This window comes from Cupriavidus sp. 05T42 (assembly GCF_056396345.1).
Map to the genome: position 1 here is coordinate 19,539 of NZ_JBFTLH010000008.1, position 16,581 is coordinate 36,119.

General features: G+C 66.4%; 19 protein-coding genes. 13 read left to right on the forward strand and 6 right to left on the reverse strand.

Features of this window, described 5'->3' with window-relative positions; genetic code table 11:
* Positions 1-41 precede the first annotated feature (41 nt).
* The 5 genes from ctaD (at position 42) to AC1EJR_RS12650 (ending at position 3,635) form a co-directional block, all read left to right on the forward strand.
* A complete protein-coding gene (gene ctaD, locus AC1EJR_RS12630; protein ID WP_477147149.1) occupies positions 42-1,673 on the forward strand; it encodes a cytochrome c oxidase subunit I in 1,632 nt (543 codons plus the stop codon).
* Between the two features lie 12 nt (positions 1,674-1,685).
* Positions 1,686-1,835: a cytochrome oxidase small assembly protein gene (locus AC1EJR_RS12635; RefSeq protein WP_218158021.1), complete on the forward strand. Its 150-nt coding sequence runs from the start codon at positions 1,686-1,688 to the stop codon at positions 1,833-1,835.
* A gap of 12 nt (positions 1,836-1,847) precedes the next feature.
* Positions 1,848-2,444: a cytochrome c oxidase assembly protein gene (locus tag AC1EJR_RS12640; protein ID WP_092291628.1), complete on the forward strand. Its 597-nt coding sequence runs from the start codon at positions 1,848-1,850 to the stop codon at positions 2,442-2,444.
* Between the two features lies 1 nt (position 2,445).
* A complete protein-coding gene (locus AC1EJR_RS12645; RefSeq protein ID WP_092291630.1) occupies positions 2,446-2,667 on the forward strand; it encodes a DUF2970 domain-containing protein in 222 nt (73 codons plus the stop codon).
* Positions 2,668-2,774: 107 nt separating this feature from the next.
* Complete coding sequence (locus AC1EJR_RS12650; protein WP_092291632.1) at positions 2,775-3,635, forward strand: cytochrome c oxidase subunit 3; 861 nt, start codon at positions 2,775-2,777, stop codon at positions 3,633-3,635.
* 100 nt (positions 3,636-3,735) lie between these two features.
* On the opposite strand, the gene AC1EJR_RS12655 is transcribed toward AC1EJR_RS12650, so the two are convergent.
* A complete protein-coding gene (locus tag AC1EJR_RS12655; protein WP_092291634.1) occupies positions 3,736-3,945 on the reverse strand; it encodes a twin transmembrane helix small protein in 210 nt (69 codons plus the stop codon).
* A gap of 69 nt (positions 3,946-4,014) precedes the next feature.
* On the opposite strand from AC1EJR_RS12655, the gene AC1EJR_RS12660 reads away from it, so the two are divergent.
* From AC1EJR_RS12660 to AC1EJR_RS12680, 5 genes are all read left to right on the forward strand, one after another.
* A complete protein-coding gene (locus AC1EJR_RS12660) occupies positions 4,015-4,782 on the forward strand; it encodes an SURF1 family protein (RefSeq protein WP_092291636.1) in 768 nt (255 codons plus the stop codon).
* 7 nt (positions 4,783-4,789) lie between these two features.
* A complete protein-coding gene (locus AC1EJR_RS12665) occupies positions 4,790-5,446 on the forward strand; it encodes an SCO family protein (RefSeq protein WP_092291638.1) in 657 nt (218 codons plus the stop codon).
* Between the two features lie 6 nt (positions 5,447-5,452).
* Positions 5,453-6,565, forward strand: coding sequence for a COX15/CtaA family protein (locus tag AC1EJR_RS12670; RefSeq protein WP_092291640.1), 1,113 nt, complete (start codon positions 5,453-5,455; stop codon positions 6,563-6,565).
* An 8-nt stretch (positions 6,566-6,573) separates the two neighbouring features.
* Positions 6,574-7,500 (forward strand): heme o synthase, encoded by a 927-nt coding sequence (gene cyoE / locus AC1EJR_RS12675; RefSeq protein ID WP_177219866.1) that lies wholly within the window; start codon positions 6,574-6,576, stop codon positions 7,498-7,500.
* A 93-nt stretch (positions 7,501-7,593) separates the two neighbouring features.
* Positions 7,594-8,211, forward strand: a complete 618-nt coding sequence (locus AC1EJR_RS12680) for an SCO family protein (protein WP_092291642.1) — start codon at positions 7,594-7,596, stop codon at positions 8,209-8,211.
* A gap of 67 nt (positions 8,212-8,278) precedes the next feature.
* Here the strand turns inward: AC1EJR_RS12680 and rpoH are convergent, their stop codons facing one another.
* The gene (gene rpoH / locus AC1EJR_RS12685) at positions 8,279-9,163 is read right to left on the reverse strand and encodes an RNA polymerase sigma factor RpoH (protein WP_255370730.1); all 885 of its coding nucleotides are present in this window, start codon (positions 9,161-9,163) and stop codon (positions 8,279-8,281) included.
* A gap of 417 nt (positions 9,164-9,580) precedes the next feature.
* On the opposite strand from rpoH, the gene AC1EJR_RS12690 reads away from it, so the two are divergent.
* A complete protein-coding gene (locus AC1EJR_RS12690; protein ID WP_092291646.1) occupies positions 9,581-10,456 on the forward strand; it encodes a pirin family protein in 876 nt (291 codons plus the stop codon).
* 33 nt (positions 10,457-10,489) lie between these two features.
* Here the strand turns inward: AC1EJR_RS12690 and ybiB are convergent, their stop codons facing one another.
* The 4 genes from ybiB to AC1EJR_RS12710 form a co-directional block, all read right to left on the reverse strand.
* Positions 10,490-11,485, reverse strand: a complete 996-nt coding sequence (gene ybiB, locus AC1EJR_RS12695) for a DNA-binding protein YbiB (protein ID WP_477147150.1) — start codon at positions 11,483-11,485, stop codon at positions 10,490-10,492.
* 93 nt (positions 11,486-11,578) lie between these two features.
* On the reverse strand, positions 11,579-12,382 hold the full coding sequence (locus AC1EJR_RS12700; RefSeq protein ID WP_092291650.1) for an ABC transporter ATP-binding protein: 804 nt from the start codon (positions 12,380-12,382) through the stop codon (positions 11,579-11,581).
* 24 nt (positions 12,383-12,406) lie between these two features.
* On the reverse strand, positions 12,407-13,318 hold the full coding sequence (gene ntrB / locus AC1EJR_RS12705) for a nitrate ABC transporter permease (RefSeq protein ID WP_477147151.1): 912 nt from the start codon (positions 13,316-13,318) through the stop codon (positions 12,407-12,409).
* Positions 13,319-13,366: 48 nt separating this feature from the next.
* Complete coding sequence (locus AC1EJR_RS12710; RefSeq protein ID WP_441593641.1) at positions 13,367-14,674, reverse strand: CmpA/NrtA family ABC transporter substrate-binding protein; 1,308 nt, start codon at positions 14,672-14,674, stop codon at positions 13,367-13,369.
* 530 nt (positions 14,675-15,204) lie between these two features.
* Between AC1EJR_RS12710 and AC1EJR_RS12715 the strand changes: the two genes are divergently transcribed.
* Together AC1EJR_RS12715 and maiA are read left to right on the forward strand one after the other, a co-directional pair.
* Positions 15,205-15,906, forward strand: a complete 702-nt coding sequence (locus AC1EJR_RS12715) for a fumarylacetoacetate hydrolase family protein (RefSeq protein ID WP_092291656.1) — start codon at positions 15,205-15,207, stop codon at positions 15,904-15,906.
* Between the two features lie 7 nt (positions 15,907-15,913).
* Positions 15,914-16,558: a maleylacetoacetate isomerase gene (gene maiA / locus AC1EJR_RS12720; RefSeq protein ID WP_477147229.1), complete on the forward strand. Its 645-nt coding sequence runs from the start codon at positions 15,914-15,916 to the stop codon at positions 16,556-16,558.
* The last annotated feature ends 23 nt before the right edge of the window (positions 16,559-16,581 follow it).

A 16,581-nucleotide genomic window follows, 5' to 3' on the forward strand; every position in this document is an offset into this window, starting at 1 on the left:
CCCGCAGCCGCACCGCATACAGGAATTCAGGAGTCAACGCGATGAGTACCGCTACCCCGGAGACGCTGGGTCATCCGCACGACCACGCCCATGATCATGGACATGGCCACGGCCATGACGATCATGCGCACGATCACCCCCATGGCTGGCGCCGCTGGCTGTTCGCCACCAACCACAAGGACATCGGTACGCTGTACCTGCTGTTCTCGTTCACGATGCTGCTGTCCGGCGGCGTGCTGGCACTGCTGATCCGCCTGGAGCTGTTCGAGCCGGGCCTGCAGTTCTTCCGCCCCGAGCTGTTCAACCAGTTCACCACGATGCACGGCCTGATCATGGTGTTCGGCGCGATCATGCCGGCGTTCGTCGGCTTCGCGAACTGGATGATTCCGCTCCAGATCGGCGCCTCGGACATGGCCTTCGCGCGGATGAACAACTTCAGCTTCTGGCTGATGCCCCCGGCGGCGCTGCTGCTGGCCGGCTCGTTCTTCGCCCCGGGCGGCGCCACCGCCGCCGGCTGGACGCTCTACGCGCCGCTCTCGGTGCAGATGGGCCCCGGCATGGACATGGCCATCTTCGCCATGCACATCATGGGCGCCTCGTCGATCATGGGCTCGATCAACATCATCGTCACCATCCTCAACATGCGCGCGCCCGGCATGACGCTGATGAAGATGCCGATGTTCTGCTGGACCTGGCTGATCACCGCCTACTTGCTGATCGCCGTGATGCCGGTGCTGGCTGGCGCCATCACCATGGTGCTGACCGACCGCCACTTCGGCACGAGCTTCTTCTCGGCCGCCGGCGGTGGTGACCCAGTGATGTACCAGCACATCTTCTGGTTCTTCGGCCACCCCGAGGTGTACATCATGATCCTGCCCGCGTTCGGGATCATCTCGCACGTGGTGCCGGCGTTCGCGCGCAAGCGCCTGTTCGGCTACAGCTCGATGGTGTACGCCACGGCGTCCATCGCCATCCTGTCGTTCATCGTCTGGGCGCACCACATGTTCACCACCGGCATGCCGGTGACCGGACAGCTGTTCTTCATGTACGCGACGATGCTGATCGCGGTGCCGACGGCCGTGAAGATCTTCAACTGGATCGCCACGATGTGGCGCGGCTCGATGACCTTCGAGACGCCGATGCTGTTCGCCATCGGCTTCATCTTCGTGTTCACGATCGGCGGCTTCACCGGCCTGATCCCGGCCGTGGCCCCGATCGACATCCAGATTCAGGACACCTACTTCATCGTGGCGCACTTCCACTATGTGCTGGTGGCCGGTTCGCTGTTCGCGCTGTTCGCCGGCTTCTACTACTGGGGGCCGAAGTGGAGCGGGTTCATGTACAACKAGACGCGCKGCCAGATCCACTTCTGGGGCTCGCTGATCTTCTTCAACGTGACCTTCTTCCCGATGCACTTCCTGGGCCTGGCCGGCATGCCGCGTCGCTACGCGGACTACGCGGTCCAGTTCACGGACTTCAACGCGGTTGCGTCGATCGGCGCGCTGGGCTTCGGCCTGATGCAGGTGTATTTCTTCTTCTTCGTGGTGCTGCCGTCCTACCGGGGCGGCCAGGCTGCCGGCGACAAGCCGTGGGATGGCGCCGAGGGCCTGGAATGGACCGTGCCGTCGCCGGCGCCGTTCCACACCTTCGAAGAGCCGCCACAGGTGCGCTGAGTGATTGACGCCATGAAGCCGGAAACCCCGTCGCGCACGGACAGCCAGGGCCGCCAGGCCACCCAACGAGCCGCCAACCGGCGGCTGGGCCTGATCCTGCTGTCCATCGTGGTGGTGTTCTTCCTGGGATTCTTCGCCAAGATGGTGTTCCTTGGCGGTTGAGCGGAGATAGACGTGGACGCGCAGCAGAAGGCGGAAGACCGGGCAATCGAGCGACGCTTCAACCGCGGCATGCTGCTGCGGCTGCTGGTGGTGGTGGGCCTGATGTTCAGCTTCGGCTATGCGCTGGTGCCGCTGTACAAGAAGATCTGCGAGGTCACCGGCATCAACGTGGTGACCACGCGCGATCTGTACGGCGGATCGCTGAAGAAGAACACCCAGGTGGACAAGAGCCGCACGATCACGGTGGAGTTCGACTCCAACGCGCGCGGGCCGTTCGCGTTCCGCCCGGTGAAGTCCTCGATGGAAGTGCATCCGGGCGAGCTGACGACCATCGTCTACGAAGTGGCCAACGGGCAGTCGCGCGATATTTCCGCGCAGGCCATCCCGAGCTACGCGCCCAAGCAGGCCACCGAGTACTTCAAGAAGGTGGAGTGCTTCTGCTTCAAGCAGCAGACGCTCAAGGCCAGCGAGGCGCGCGAGATGCCGGTGGTGTTCGTGATCGATCCGAACCTGCCCAAGGATGTGAAGACGATCACGCTGTCGTACACCTTCTTCGAGATCGGCACGCCGGTGGCGCAGACGGCGGCGCCGGCGGGGCAGGGAAGCTGAGATGGGTGTGACGCCAGAGCCGCAGGATCCGCTTCAGCGCAAGGCGTCGTTCGCGCAGACGGTGCGCGCGGTGCTGTGGTCGTTCATCGGCCTGCGCAAGGGGTCGGAGCACGAGACCGACATGGCGCGGCTGAACCCGGTGCACGTGATCATCGCCGGCCTGATTGCCGCGGCGCTGTTCGTGGCGATTTTGATCGGCATCGTGAAGACCGTGGTGGGATGAAGCTGTMCCCGAAAAAATAAGAGAAGTACGAGCACACCACCGGCAGGGAGGTCGGCCGGCGGTGCGGAACTACAACGAATCAGAGACACTGAGCTGGAGATAGAAGAATGAGTGCGAATCGCGCAAATGCTCCGTACTACTTCGTACCGGGCCCGTCGCGCCACCCCATCACGGCGGCCTTCGGCCTGCTGATGACCGGCGCCGGCGCCGCGGGTTGGGTCAACGGCCAGTCGTGGGCCCCGTTCCTGTGCGGCTTCGGCCTGCTGTGGTTCCTGTTCGTGCTCAAGAGCTGGTTCGGCGACGCCATCCGCGAGTCGGAAGGCGGCCTGTACGGCAAGAACATCGACGTCTCGTTCCGCTGGTCGATGGGCTGGTTCATCTTCTCCGAGGTGATGTTCTTCGCGGCCTTCTTCGGCGCGTTGTTCTACGCCCGCACCATCGCCATGCCGTGGCTGGGCGACCTGAACAACAAGATCATCTGGCCGGACTTCGCGGCCGTGTGGCCCAACCTCGGCCCGGCGGGCACGGTGGAGAGCTTCCAGACCATGGGTCCGTGGCCGATCCCCACGATCAACACGGCGCTGCTGCTGACCTCCGGCGTCACGCTGACCTGGGCGCACCACGCGCTGCTGGCCGGCAAGCGCAGCCAGCTGATCCAGGGCCTGGTGCTGACCATCCTGCTCGGCGCGCTCTTCATGTGCCTGCAGGTCTACGAGTACATGCACGCCTACTCGGAACTGAACCTGAAGCTGACCTCCGGGGTCTATGGTTCGACGTTCTTCCTGCTGACCGGCTTCCACGGCTTCCACGTGACGATGGGCGCGATCATGCTGGCGGTGGTGCTGGGCCGCGTGCTGCGCGGACACTTCACGCCGCAGCACCACTTCGCGTTCGAAGGCGCCGCCTGGTATTGGCACTTCGTTGACGTGGTCTGGCTCGGCCTCTACGTGGTGGTGTACTGGCTGTAAAGACAGGAACGGGCCGCTGCGGCGGTCCTGCGGTACAAGACGAAGCGCCGCGGAGGACGATCCTCGCGCGGCGCTTTTTGTTTTGGGGACTGGCAGCCGCTCAAGGCGACATATGGATGCCGGTGCTGTGGATCCATCCCATCCAGTTGGCGAACAGGATGAACAGGAACAGCGCCACCGAGAAGCCGACGCGCAGCATCAACGAGCGCATCATGTTGGGGGTGCGGCCACGGTCGCGCATCATGAAGAACAGCGCGGAGGCCAGGCTGCCGATGATCAGAATGAAGGCGACGATGATGACGAAGCGCATGCTGGAGCGAAGGGAGGCCGCGGGTCACGAAAGTGGCCATTATGGCACCGTGGCCTCGCGAGGCCATTCGTGACGACCCGCAATCGGGGGAGCCTGTGGCGCTCGCCGGGGGCGGTGCCGCTGGTGGCGGCACTGACCGTGGTCGTCGTGACGTGCGCGCTCGGCAACTGGCAATTGCGCCGGGCCCACGAGAAGGTGGACCGCGCCGCGCGGCTGGCCGCGCTGGCGGCGCAGGCGCCGGTGGACCTGAACACGGCCCGCATCGACGCCACGCAGGTGGTCGACCGCCGCGTACGCGCCCGGGGCCGCTTCGACGCCGCCCGCACCGTGTTGCTGGACAACCGCCCGCACGGCAACGGCTCGGACGGCCGCGCCGGCTTCCTGGTGCTGACGCCGCTGAAGCTGGCCGATGGCGGCGCCAGCGTGCTGGTGCTGCGCGGATGGCTGCCGCGCGACGCCCAGGACCGCACGCGGATCGCCCCGTTCCCCACGCCCGATGGCGACGTCACGCTGGACGGCACGGCGGTGGCCACGGCGCCGCGCGTCTACGGCCTCGGGCAAGACGCGTCGGCCGAAGCAGGGCAGAAGATCCGCCAGAATGTAGACTTGGCGGCGTTCGCCCGGGAAACCGGGGCGCCGCTACTGCCGTTGGTGATGCAGCAGGCCACCGATACCGGCGATGGCCTCGCGCGCGACTGGGCGGCCGCCGACCTCGGCGCGGACCGCCACTATGGCTACGCCGCCCAGTGGTTCGGCCTGGCCGCGCTGACCGTGGTGCTGGTGGCCGTGCTGGGCTGGCGCCGTGCGCGCCGGGACACCGCCCTGCCGAACCGATAACCGAACGATGAACGTACAGACGAACTCCATGCCATCGCAAGACCCCACGGCCACGCCGGACTCCCGCATCGATGCGCGCACGCGCCGTGGCCGCCTGCAGATGCTGATGCTGCTGCTGGTCTGCGCGTCGCCGGTCATCTTCTCGTATTTCACCTATTACGTGGTCAAGCCGAGCGGCGCCAGCACCAACTACGGCACGCTGGTCGACCCGCTGCGCCCGATGCCGCCGCTCAACGTGACCGACGAGCGCGGCGAGGCCGTGCCGCTGTCGTCCTTCCGGGGCAAGTGGCTGATGGTGATGACCGCCGCGTCCGCCTGCGACGAAGCGTGTGCCAAGCGGCTGTTCACGATGCGCCAGATCCGCGCGGGGCAGGGCCAGGACCGCGAGCGCATTACCCCGGTCTGGCTGATTTCCGATACGGGCACCGTGGACGAACGGCTGTCCAGCGCCTACAACGAACCCTATGCGGGCGTGCGCTTCCTGCGCATGGACGGCGCCGCGCTGCGCCAGTGGCTGCCGGCCGAACCGGGCGCCAGGGCTGAAGACACCGTGTACCTGATCGACCCGCTCGGCAACCTGATGCTGCGCTGGCCGAAGGAACCCGACCCGAAACAGATCAGCAGCGACCTGAAGAAGCTGCTCAAATTTTCCCGAATTGGCTGATTTGCGATGCTGCTCCAACTCGCMATCATTGGCATCCTGATTGCCCTGCTGCCGCTCTCGTACGTGCTGGTGCGGGGCAGCCGCGACAAGTATCGCAAGCTGGTCTGGGTCACCGCCTTCCTCACGCTGGACCTGATCATGTTCGGCAGCTTCACCCGACTGACCGATTCCGGCCTCGGCTGCCCGGACTGGCCCGGCTGCTACGGCCACTCGAACCCGCACGCGGCCATGGAGCCGATCCGCGCCGCCGAGACCGCGCTGCCGAGCGGCCCGGTCACGCTGGCCAAGGCGTGGATCGAGATGATCCATCGCTATTTCGCCATGGCGGTGGGTGTGCTGATCATCTCGTTGATGGTGCTGGCGTGGGTCAAGCGGCGCGAGCTGAAGCAGTCGCCGTGGTTCGCCACGGGGGTGTTCGTGCTGGTCTGCGTGCAGGGCTTGTTCGGCGCGCTCACCGTGACGATGAAGCTCCAGCCGATCATCGTGGTGACCCACCTGCTGCTGGCGATGGCGCTGCTGTCGTCGCTGATCGTGCTCGGCTCCCGCAATGACCCGCCGCACCCGGTGGCGCCGCAGGCGGCCTCGCTGCGCTGGGCGGCGTGGGTGGCGCTGGGCTTGCTGGTGATCCAGATCTTCCTCGGCGGCTGGGTCAGCACCAACTACGCGGTGCTGGCCTGCACCGATTTCCCGCTCTGCAACGGCCAGCTGGTGCCCGAGATGGACTTCCGCCACGGCTTCACGCTCTGGCGCCAGCTCGGCATGACGGCCGATGGCGATTACATCCCGCACGCGGCGCTGGTGGCCATCCACTGGGTGCATCGCGGCTTTGCCTTCGTGGTGCTCGGCTTCCTGGCCTGGTTCGGCCTGCGCGCGCGCCGGATGGAGGGCCTGACGCGCCACGCCACATGGCTGCTGGCCGTGCTGGCGCTGCAACTGGCCACCGGCATGTCCAATATCGTGTTCGACTGGCCGCTCGGCGCGGCGGTGGCGCACAACGGCGGCGCGGCCCTGTTGCTGATGCTGTTGCTCCGTCTCCACTACAATATCGGCCTCGCGACCCTCGCGACACGTTATGCCGGCGCCGCTGCTCAATCCGCCTCAGCCGCGCGCGCCACATGAAGGACAAGATGCCCCCCGTGGTCTCCGCTACCCAACCTCATTCCTCCGTGGGCCGAATTCGGCACCTGGCTCGCCAATATGCCGCGCTGACCAAGCCGCGCGTCACGCAACTGGCCGTGTTCTGTGCCGTCATCGGCATGTTCCTGTCGACGCCCGGCATGGTGCCCTGGTCGGTGCTGCTCGGCGGTGCCGCTGGCATCTGGCTGCTGGCCGGTGCCGCGTTCGCCATCAACTGCCTGGTCGAGCAGAAAGTCGATGCGCTGATGCGCCGCACCGCGTGGCGGCCTTCCGCCACCGGTGAGATCTCCAGCGCGCAGACGCTGGTGTTCTCGGCCATCCTCGGCGGCGCCGGCATGTGGCTGCTGCACGTGTTCGCCAATGACCTGACGATGTGGCTGACCTTCGCCACCTTCCTCGGCTACGCCGTGGTCTACACGATCCTGCTCAAGCCGGCCACGCCGCAGAACATCGTCATCGGCGGGCTGTCGGGCGCCATGCCGCCTGCGCTGGGCTGGGCCGCCGTGGCCGGCACGGTGCCGGCCGAGGCGTGGTTCCTGGTGCTGATCATCTTCACCTGGACCCCGCCGCACTTCTGGGCGCTGGCCCTGTATCGCCGCGCCGACTACGCCAAGTCCGGCCTGCCGATGCTGCCGATCACCCATGGCGAAAAGTACACGCTGCTCCACATTTTGCTGTACACCCTGGTGATGATCGCCGCCACGCTGCTGCCGTTCGTCTACGGCATGAGCGGCTATATCTACCTCGCCGCCGCGCTGGGCCTGGGGCTGGTGTTCCTCGGCTACGCCTGGAAGCTGTTCCGCAACTACTCGGACGCGCTAGCGCAACGCACCTTCCGCTATTCGATCCTGTACCTCTCGCTGCTGTTCGCGGCGTTGCTGGTGGATCACTACTTCAAGTTCGTGCCGCAGGTCTGATGGCCCGCCTGCGGCATCTTGCCGCGCCCGGAGGCCAGCGCCGATGTGATCGGCGATACTTCCGGGCACCTCTCCCGACCACCGCGTATCCCGATGACTCTCCCCGGCTCTCCGTCCCTCCTTGCCCAGTTCCGCCGCCTCTGCCTGCTGGCACTCTGCACGGCTCTGCTGGCCGCCTGCGGGCAGCCCAAGCCCTCGTTCAAGAACGTGGATATCTCGGGCGCCACCGAGTTCGGCAAGGACTTCTCGCTGCTGGATCCGAGCGGCAAGACCCGCACGCTGGCTGACTTCAAGGGCAAGGCCGTGGTGATGTTCTTCGGCTACACGCACTGCCCGGACGTCTGCCCGACCACGATGGCCGAGCTGAAGGCGGTGATGGACAAGCTCGGCCCGGACGCCGACAAGGTCCAGGTGCTGTTCGTGACCGTGGACCCGGAACGCGACACGGGTGCGCTGCTGGGCCAGTACGTGCCCGCCTTCGACGCCCGCTTCCTGGGCCTGCGCCCGGCCGACGAGGCGGCGCTGAAGAAGGTGACCAAGGACTTCAAGGTCTTCTACGCCAAGGTGCCGGGCACCTCGCCGAACAACTACACCGTGGATCACTCGGCCGGMAGCTATGTGTTCGATACCAACGGCCAGCTGCGCCTGTTCCTGCGCCACGGCCAGGGGCCGGACCCGATCGCGCATGATTTGAAGCAGCTGCTGTCGTAAGGCGAAGGCAAGACAAAAAAAGGGCCGGTCGCAAGACCGGCCCTTCTGCATTGCGGGGAGCGGAGGATCAGGCGAAAGCCGCCAGCGCACCCTTCATCTTCTTCATCGCGGCCGCCTCGATCTGGCGGATGCGCTCGGCGGAGACGCCAAACTCGTCGGCCAGCTCATGCAGCGTGGCGCCGCCCGAGCCGTCGTCGTTCACGTCCAGCCAGCGTGCCTCGATAATGCGGCGGCTGCGGGCATCCAGACGCTCCAGCGCCTCGACCAGCCCTTCGACCTGCATGCGGTCCTGGCGCTTGGCTTCGAGCACGCGGGTCGGCTCGTTGTGGTTGTCCGCCAGATACGCGATGGGGGCGAATTCCTCCTCGCCGTCGTCGATCTGGCCTTCCAGCGCCAGGTCGCCGCCCGACAGGCGGGTCTCCATCTCCATCACTTCTTCGGGCTTCACGTTCAGTTCGCGCGCCACGGCTTCCACCTGCTCGGGCGTGAACGTGTGTGCGCCGGTCTTGTGGCTGCGCAGGTTGAAGAACAGCTTGCGCTGGGCCTTGGTGGTCGCCACCTTGACCATGCGCCAGTTCTTCAGCACGTATTCGTGGATTTCGGCCTTGATCCAGTGCATCGCGTACGACACCAGACGCACGCCCTGATCCGGGTCGAAGCGCTTCACGGCCTTCATCAGGCCGATGTTGCCTTCCTGGATCAGATCCGCATGCGGCAGGCCGTAGCCCAGGTACTGGCGGGCGATGGACACCACCAGACGCAGGTGGGACATCACCAGCCGGCGGGCGGCATCGACGGATTCATGGTCGCGCAGGTCGCGCGCGAGGCGCTGCTCTTCCTCGGCGGTCAGCAGCGGAATCCGGTGGATAGCCTGGATGTAGCTATCCAGATTGCCCACTGCGGCCGGGAAGGCGAGCGCGAGGCTGCCAGCGGCGGCATTCTTGGGGGCCATCGGCAGACGGCCAGAAATCTTGGTTGGGTCGGCAGACAGAACTGCGGTCACGCTTATTGCTCCTTTCGCATCCGGCGGTAGGTTGCCGGCGTGCCTCGATTCCAGAATCGGAAGAGTCACTGCACTGCAACGCATATTAGCACTCAGGTTCGGCGAGTGCTAAGTTAGAGCTTCTATAGGGTTGATAGTTCCGGACAATGAATGTCGTTGTTGGGATAGTCTAATGGGCCTCGGTGCGGCGTCCGCGCCTTGTCTGGCAAGGGCTGGCGGGCCGCCAGCGTCGCGTACCATGATTAGAGGGAACTCGCCCCGATCGGTTTCATCGTGATTTCGGGATGCTGTATTGCGCATTTCGCTACACTGGCGGCCAGCTTTCCGCTGTTTTCCCGTTGTTATCCCATTGCCAGGAGTCCTGTCATGTCTGCCATCGAACACTTGCTCAAGCCCCATGTGCGGGACATCGGCGAGTTCACGGTCCGCCGCCTGCTGCCCGCCGCCGCCACGCAGACCGTGGGCCCCTTCATCTTCTTCGATCACCTCGGTCCTGTGTCGATGCCGCCGGGTAATGGCATGGATGTGCGGCCCCATCCACATATCGGCCTCGCGACCGTGACGTATCTGTTCGAAGGCGAGATCACGCACCGTGACAGCCTCGGCAGCGAGCAGGTGATTCGCCCTGGCGACGTGAACTGGATGACCGCCGGCACCGGCATCACGCACTCGGAGCGTTCGCCAGACGCCGCGCGCCAGGCCGGTCCGCTGCTGCATGGCATCCAGACCTGGGTGGCGCTGCCGAAGGCGCATGAGAAGGATCCGCCGTCGTTCCACCACCACCCGGGCGCCACGTTGCCCAAGCTGGAGCTGCCCGGCGTGCGGATGATCGTGATTGCCGGCGACGCCTTCGGCGCGGAATCCCCGGTCCGCGTGTACAGCCGCACGCTTTACGTGGCCATCGACATGGAAGCCGGCGCGACGCTGGTGATTCCGCCCGAGCACGTGCAGCGCGGGCTCTATCCGGTGGAAGGCGATGTGACGATCGATGGCGAGGCGCTGGCGGGGGAACACCTCGCCGTGCTGGTGCCGGGCGAGCCGGCCACGCTGACCGCGACCACCGCCGCGCGCGTGATGCTGCTGGGCGGCGATCCGACCGACGGCCATCGCTTCATCTACTGGAACTTCGTGGCGAGCACCAAGGAAGACATCGACGACGCCGCGCGCCGCTGGGAGAACGACGAGTTCCCGCACGTGCCGGGCGAGACCGAGCGGATTCCGCTGCCTCCGCGCCGGCCTTAATCGGCTCTAATCGTCCGTAATCGTCCGTAATCGTCAGACCGGGCTCGTCCAGGCCACGCGCGTGGCCTGCTTCAGGCAGTCCTGGATGGTCGCTACCTGCGTGGCGATGGGCGCCGGCACCGGCGCGTCGCCATCGAGCACCTTGCGAATCCAGGCGGCGGTCAGGCCGACGTCGGTGCCCGGCGGCAGTTCGGGCACGTCGCCAATCGACCCGCCTACCGGATCGACCAGCGTCCGCTGATGGCCGTCGTGCAGCCAGTCGATGCGGCCGCTGCGGCGGGCATCCGCCACCACTTCCCCTTCGGTACCACGCGCCAGCAGCACGTTGGCAGGCTCGTGGGAGAAGTAATCGGTCAGCGTCTCGCGGTATTCCGGATGGGTGTAGCTATAGAGCCGCAGCGCCTCGGCCGGCGTGTGGCTGCCCACCGGCTGCAGCATCTTGACGATGGTGTGCGAGGAATTGCGCAGGCCGATGATTGGACGCTTGTCCAGCAGGCGCGAAAGCGCTGGAGACAGCACATCGATCGGCAGTACGGCCAGCGGATTGGCGGCGTCGCGCAACTGGTCCTGCGCGGCCTGCGTGGTGGCGCAGAGCGGCACGCCGAGCGCCTCGAACAGCTGCATGCTCGTCACCCGGCCGTTGAACTCGCGCGAGCCGTGCACCAGCGTCGGCACGCCTTCGCGCGCCAGCAGCAGCGCCAGCAGCGGCACCAGATTCGGCTGCTTGCGCGCGCCGTTGTAGCTGGGGATGACGACCACGGGCTTGTCCGGCGGCGGCGCCAGCGCGGCGCAGTGTCCGTGGGCGGCCTCGAGCATGCCGGCCAGCTCGTGCGGCGCCTCGCCCTTGATCCGGTAGGCCATCAGCACGGCGCCCAGTTCGATGTCGGAGACGCGGCCGGCCAGCATCGCATCGAACAGCACCTGGGCGTCCTCGCGGGGCAGCGCCCGGGCGCCATTGACCCCGCGGCCAATCTCCTTGATGTACTTGCTGGCCGAAAACRGCGGAAGGGTCGGGGCGGCAGATGTCATGGCGGGAGGGGATATGTGGATCGTTCTGCCGTTCATGATAGCGGAGCAGGGCGGCTTCGCCCACGCCCGCCATCCCACGCATCCCCGCCGGGGTCAGGCTGCCTCGCGCAGCGCCGGGTTGCGCTGTTTGCGGTAGAGGAAGTCCAGCACGGCGGTGCGGCAGGCGTGGTAGCCCTTGTCGTCGGCCAGCGCCACGCGGTCGCGCGGGCGGGGGAGGTCCACCTTCAGGATCTCGCCCACCGTGGCCGCCGGACCGTTCGTCATCATGACGATGCGGTCCGCCAGCAGCACCGCTTCGTCCACATCGTGCGTGACCATGACCACGGTGCTTTGGGTGCGGGCGACGATCTTGATGAGTTCGTCCTGCAGGTGGGCGCGGGTCAGCGCATCCAGCGCGCCGAACGGCTCATCCATCAGCAGCACCTTGGGCGACATGGCCAGTGCCCGGGCGATGCCCACGCGCTGCTTCATCCCGCCCGAGATCTCGTGCGGATACTTGCTCTCGGCGTGCGTGAGGCCGACCAGCGCCAGGGTGTCCTGGGTGCGCGCCTTGAGCTGGGCGCGGCTCTCCGTGGCGGCGAACACGCGCTCCACGCCCAGGTAGACGTTCTCGAAGCACGTCATCCACGGCAGCAGCGAGTGATTCTGGAACACCACGGCGCGCTCCGGCCCCGGTCCGGCAATCTCGCGCCCGGCGCAGATCAGCGCGCCCGTGGTGGGCGTGGTCAGGCCCGCAATCAGGTTCAGCAGCGTGGACTTGCCGCAGCCCGAATGCCCGATCAGCGTGATGAACTCGCCTTCGGCAATGCCCAGGTTGATGTCGCGCAGGGCCACGAACGGCCCCTTGCGCGTCTTGAAGGTCTGGCCCACGTTCTCGATGCTGACAAACTTTTCCATGGCGATGGCTCCTTCGGGGGGCGGTCAGTTGTTGCCGTAGCTGAAGCGGCGGGCCAGCGCGAGCAGCAGGTGCTCGAGGATCAGGCCCACCACGCCKATGATGAAGATGGCGATGACGATGTGCTCCACCTTGAGGTTGTTCCACTCGTCCCAGAGCCAGAAGCCGATGCCGGTGCCGCCCGTGAGCATCTCGGCCGCCACGATCACCAGCCACGCGGTGCCGATCGAGAGCCGCACGCCGGTCAGCATGTAGGGCAGCACGGCCGGGAACAGCACCTTGCGGAACACCTTCCATTCGGATAGATCGAGCACGCGCGCCACGTTCAGGTAGTCCTKCGGCACGCGCGTCACGCCGACGGCCGTGTTGATGATCATCGGCCAGATCGAGCAGATGAAGATGGCCCAGATGGCGGCCGGGTTGGCCGCCTTGAACAGCAGCAGCCCGATCGGCAGCCACGCCAGCGGCGAAACCGGGCGCAGCAGGCTGATCACCGGCGCCGCCATTGCATTCAGGAAGGCGAAGCGGCCCAGCAGGAAGCCGGCCGGAATGCCGACCACCGCCGCCAGCCCGAAGCCCGCCGCCACGCGCGCCAGCGAGGCGAGGATGTTCCAGCCGATGCCCTGGTCGTTCGGCCCGTTGCGATAGAACGGATCGGAGAAGAGCGGCACGGCGGCGTTCCAGGTGGCGCCCGGCGTGGGAATCGCCGGAATCATCGTGGCAATGCCGTGCCAGACCAGCAGGAACAGGACGAAGCCGACCAGCGGCGGCACCGTCTTGCGTACGACGGCGCCAAGCGCCTCGCGGCGGGCGGCCATCCGCTCCTGCGCGGCCAGTTGCGCCGCCCGGCGGCGGGTTTGCTCCTTGGTGTCGGTGTCGACAAGGTCCGAAGTCATGGCGGGTGTGCCTTCCGGCGCGGGGTGGGCAATGGCATTCACGTCTGGCTCCTGAGGTGAGGGCAGCGGGACATCAAGGAAACGACGAGGTCAGGCTTTGATCTTGAATCCATCGGCATAGGCCTTGGGGTCCTTGGTGGCATCCCAGGTCACGCCGTCGATCAGCTTGGCGGTGCGGAAATCGCTCTTGGGCACGGCCACCTGCGCGGCGGCGGCGGCCTGCTTGAAAATATCGATCCGGTTCACCTGCTTGGCCACGGCCAGGTAGTCCGGGTGCTCCTTGAGCAGGCCCCAGCGCTTGTGCTGCGTGAGGAACCACATGCCGTCGGACAGGAACGGGTAGTTGGCCGCGCCGTCCTGGTAGAACTTCATCGAATCGGGGTCGTCCCAGGTCTTGCCCAGGCCGTTGCTGTAGCGGCCCAACATGCGGTCCAGGATGATGTCCATGTCGGTATTCACATAGGACTTGGCGGCGATGGTCTCGGCGGTCTTGCGGCGGTTCGAGGTCGAGGCGTCGATAAACTTCGAGGCTTCGAGGATGGCGGCGACCATCGCCCGTGCGGTGTTGGGGTTCTTCTGGACGAATTCCGCCGTGGTGCCGAGCGTCTTCTCGGGGTGGTCCTTCCAGATCGCCTGGGTGGTTTCCACGGTAAATCCGATCTTGTCGGCGATGGCGCGCGCGCCCCACGGCTCGCCCACGCAGAAGCCGTCCATATTGCCCACGCGCATGTTGGCCACCATCTGCGGCGGCGGGACGGTGATGGCCTTGGCATCCTGCATCGGATTGATGCCGTTGGCGGCCAGCCAGTAGTAGAGCCACATCGCGTGGGTGCCGGTGGGGAAGGTCTGGGCGAACACGTAGTCGCGCCGCTCCTTCATCATCAGTGCCTTCAGGCTGGCGCCGTCCTTCGCGCCTTTTTCGGCGAGTTTCGATGACAGCGTGATGGCCTGGCCGTTGTGGTTCAGGTTCATCAGCACGGCCATGTCCTTCTTCGGGCCGCCGATGCCGAGCTGCACGCCGTAGATCAGGCCATAGAGCACGTGGGCGGCGTCGAGTTCGCCGTTGACGAGCTTGTCGCGCACGCTGGCCCAGTTGGCTTCCTTGCTCGGCGTGATCTTGATGCCGTACTTCTTGTCCAGGCCGAGCGTGGACGCCATGACCACCGAGGCGCAGTCCGTCAGCGGGATGAAGCCGATGCGGACTTCGGATTTTTCCGGGGCGTCGGAGCCGGCCGCCCAGGCGCCGCTGCGCACCAGCGGATCCACCAGCGTCATCACGCCGGCCCCGGCGATGGTGGCCAGCACGCGGCGCCGGCTCTGGCTGGCTGGGGCTGCGTCGGGGATGGCCGGGACCACGGCTGCGGGCAGGGGCTTGGCGTCTTTGAGGCGAGAGGGCATGGCGATGGCTCCGAAAAAAGAAAAAGGCGTCCCGACCCGCAGCCCGCCTTCGCCAGCTTGCAGTTCAGGACGCCGTTGTCCCGCCGCGCGTGCCATGGTGGACAGCGCGGACGCGTTGTTCAGGTTGTGAGTTCGGGTGCTTCGAGCTTCGTGCTTCGGTACCACGCGGCCGTCGTTGGCCGTGCAGGCGATAACGCAAGCCACGTGCCAGCGTCGTTGCGGCGCACAAGCGCGCGGAAAACCTGCCGGAAATCCCGATCTGGAGGCAGCGCGGGGCGGGTCCGCCCGGGGTCGGTGCGGACGGTGGGCCGTGGCGGGGCACGGCGGATGGATGGGCGGGTAAGGGACTGCGCGAACTAGTGCGGGCCGGGCCGGCCCGCAGCGCCACAGTTGTGCAATGCACCAGCCGCGTGCGGGCGGGGAGGGTGCTCATTCGCCACTGTATGCGGCCGTACGCATGGGTGTATGCTTTTGGCCTACCGCGCCGCGCCGGCGCGGATTCCATCAGAAAAACAGTCTGGAGAGTTTGGATGACCGAGTTCGTTTTCGAGCCGCAAGCCCCCGTTGGCGTCCCCGTGCGCGGTAGCCGCGCAAGCTTTCCCGTGCGCCGGGTTTATTGCGTGGGCCGCAACTATGCCGCCCATGCGCGCGAAATGGGCTCGGACCCGGATCGTGAACCGCCGTTCTTCTTCTGCAAGCCGTCCGACGCGGTKAGCTACGTGGCCGACGGCACCGAAGGCACCTTCCCGTACCCGCCGGGCACCAGCAATTGCCACTATGAAGTGGAGCTGGTGGTGGCCATCGGCAAGGGTGGCAAGGATATCCCGGTCGAGCAGGCCGCCAGCCACGTCTACGGCTACGCCCTCGGCCTGGACATGACGCGCCGCGACCTCCAGAACGAATCGAAGAAGACCGGCCGCCCCTGGGAGACCGGCAAGGCATTCGACAAATCGGCGCCGATCGGCCCGATCCTGCCGGTGTCCGAGATCGGCCATCCGCAGAAGGGCGCGGTCACGCTGGCGGTGAACGGCGTGGAGAAGCAGCGCGGCGATCTGTCGGACCTGATCTGGTCGGTGCCCGAGATGGTGTCGTACCTCTCGAAATTGTTCGAATTGCAGCCCGGCGACCTGATCTACAGCGGCACGCCCGAAGGCGTGGGCCCGGTGGTGAAGGGCGACCTCATGCTGTGCCGCATCGAGGGTGTGGGCGAGTTGACCGTCAAGGTGGCCTGAGCCGATGCTGAAGCTCTACAGCTACTTCCGCAGCTCGGCTTCGTTCCGCGTGCGTATCGCGCTGGAGCTGAAGGGCCTGCCGTACGAGTACGCGGGAGTGCACCTGCTCAAGGAAGGCGGCATGCAGCTCAAGCCCGAGTATCGCGCGCTCAACGCCGATGGCGTGGTGCCGACGCTCGTGGCCGACGGCAAGCCGCTGATCCAGTCGATGGCGATCATCGAATACCTGGATGAAACGCACCCCGAGCCGCCGCTGCTGCCGGCCAACCCGCTGGACCGCGCCATCGTGCGCGGACTGGCGCAGGAAATCGCCTGCGAGATCCATCCGCTGAACAACCTGCGCGTGCTGAAGTACCTCAAGCACACGCTGGGCGTGGCGGAGGAGGCGAAGGACGCGTGGTACCGGCACTGGATCGAGCAGGGCTTTGCCTCGCTCGAAGGCAACCTCCAGCAGATCGGCCGCGTGGGTCGGTACGCGTTTGGCGACACGCCGACGCTGATCGACCTGTGCCTGGTGCCGCAGGTATTCAACGCGMACCGGTTCAACGTCGATCTGGACCGATTCCCACAGATCGCGCGCATTCACGCGGCCTGCATGGAGCTGGAAGCCTTCCAGAAGGCCGCGCCGGCGGCGCAGCCGGATAGCGAGTAGTCCGCTTTTATCGGATGGTTCCG

Coding starts and splice junctions, on each gene's coding strand:
- AC1EJR_RS12665 (WP_092291638.1), top strand. CDS start 4,790: ATGAACGTACAGACGAACTCCATGCCATCGCAAGACCCCACGGCCACG.
- AC1EJR_RS12710 (WP_441593641.1), bottom strand. CDS start 14,674: ATGCCCTCTCGCCTCAAAGACGCCAAGCCCCTGCCCGCAGCCGTGGTC.
- rpoH (WP_255370730.1), bottom strand. CDS start 9,163: ATGGCCCCCAAGAATGCCGCCGCTGGCAGCCTCGCGCTCGCCTTCCCG.
- AC1EJR_RS12700 (WP_092291650.1), bottom strand. CDS start 12,382: ATGGAAAAGTTTGTCAGCATCGAGAACGTGGGCCAGACCTTCAAGACG.
- AC1EJR_RS12690 (WP_092291646.1), top strand. CDS start 9,581: ATGTCTGCCATCGAACACTTGCTCAAGCCCCATGTGCGGGACATCGGC.
- cyoE (WP_177219866.1), top strand. CDS start 6,574: ATGCCCCCCGTGGTCTCCGCTACCCAACCTCATTCCTCCGTGGGCCGA.
- AC1EJR_RS12655 (WP_092291634.1), bottom strand. CDS start 3,945: ATGCGCTTCGTCATCATCGTCGCCTTCATTCTGATCATCGGCAGCCTG.
- AC1EJR_RS12635 (WP_218158021.1), top strand. CDS start 1,686: ATGAAGCCGGAAACCCCGTCGCGCACGGACAGCCAGGGCCGCCAGGCC.
- AC1EJR_RS12650 (WP_092291632.1), top strand. CDS start 2,775: ATGAGTGCGAATCGCGCAAATGCTCCGTACTACTTCGTACCGGGCCCG.
- AC1EJR_RS12645 (WP_092291630.1), top strand. CDS start 2,446: ATGGGTGTGACGCCAGAGCCGCAGGATCCGCTTCAGCGCAAGGCGTCG.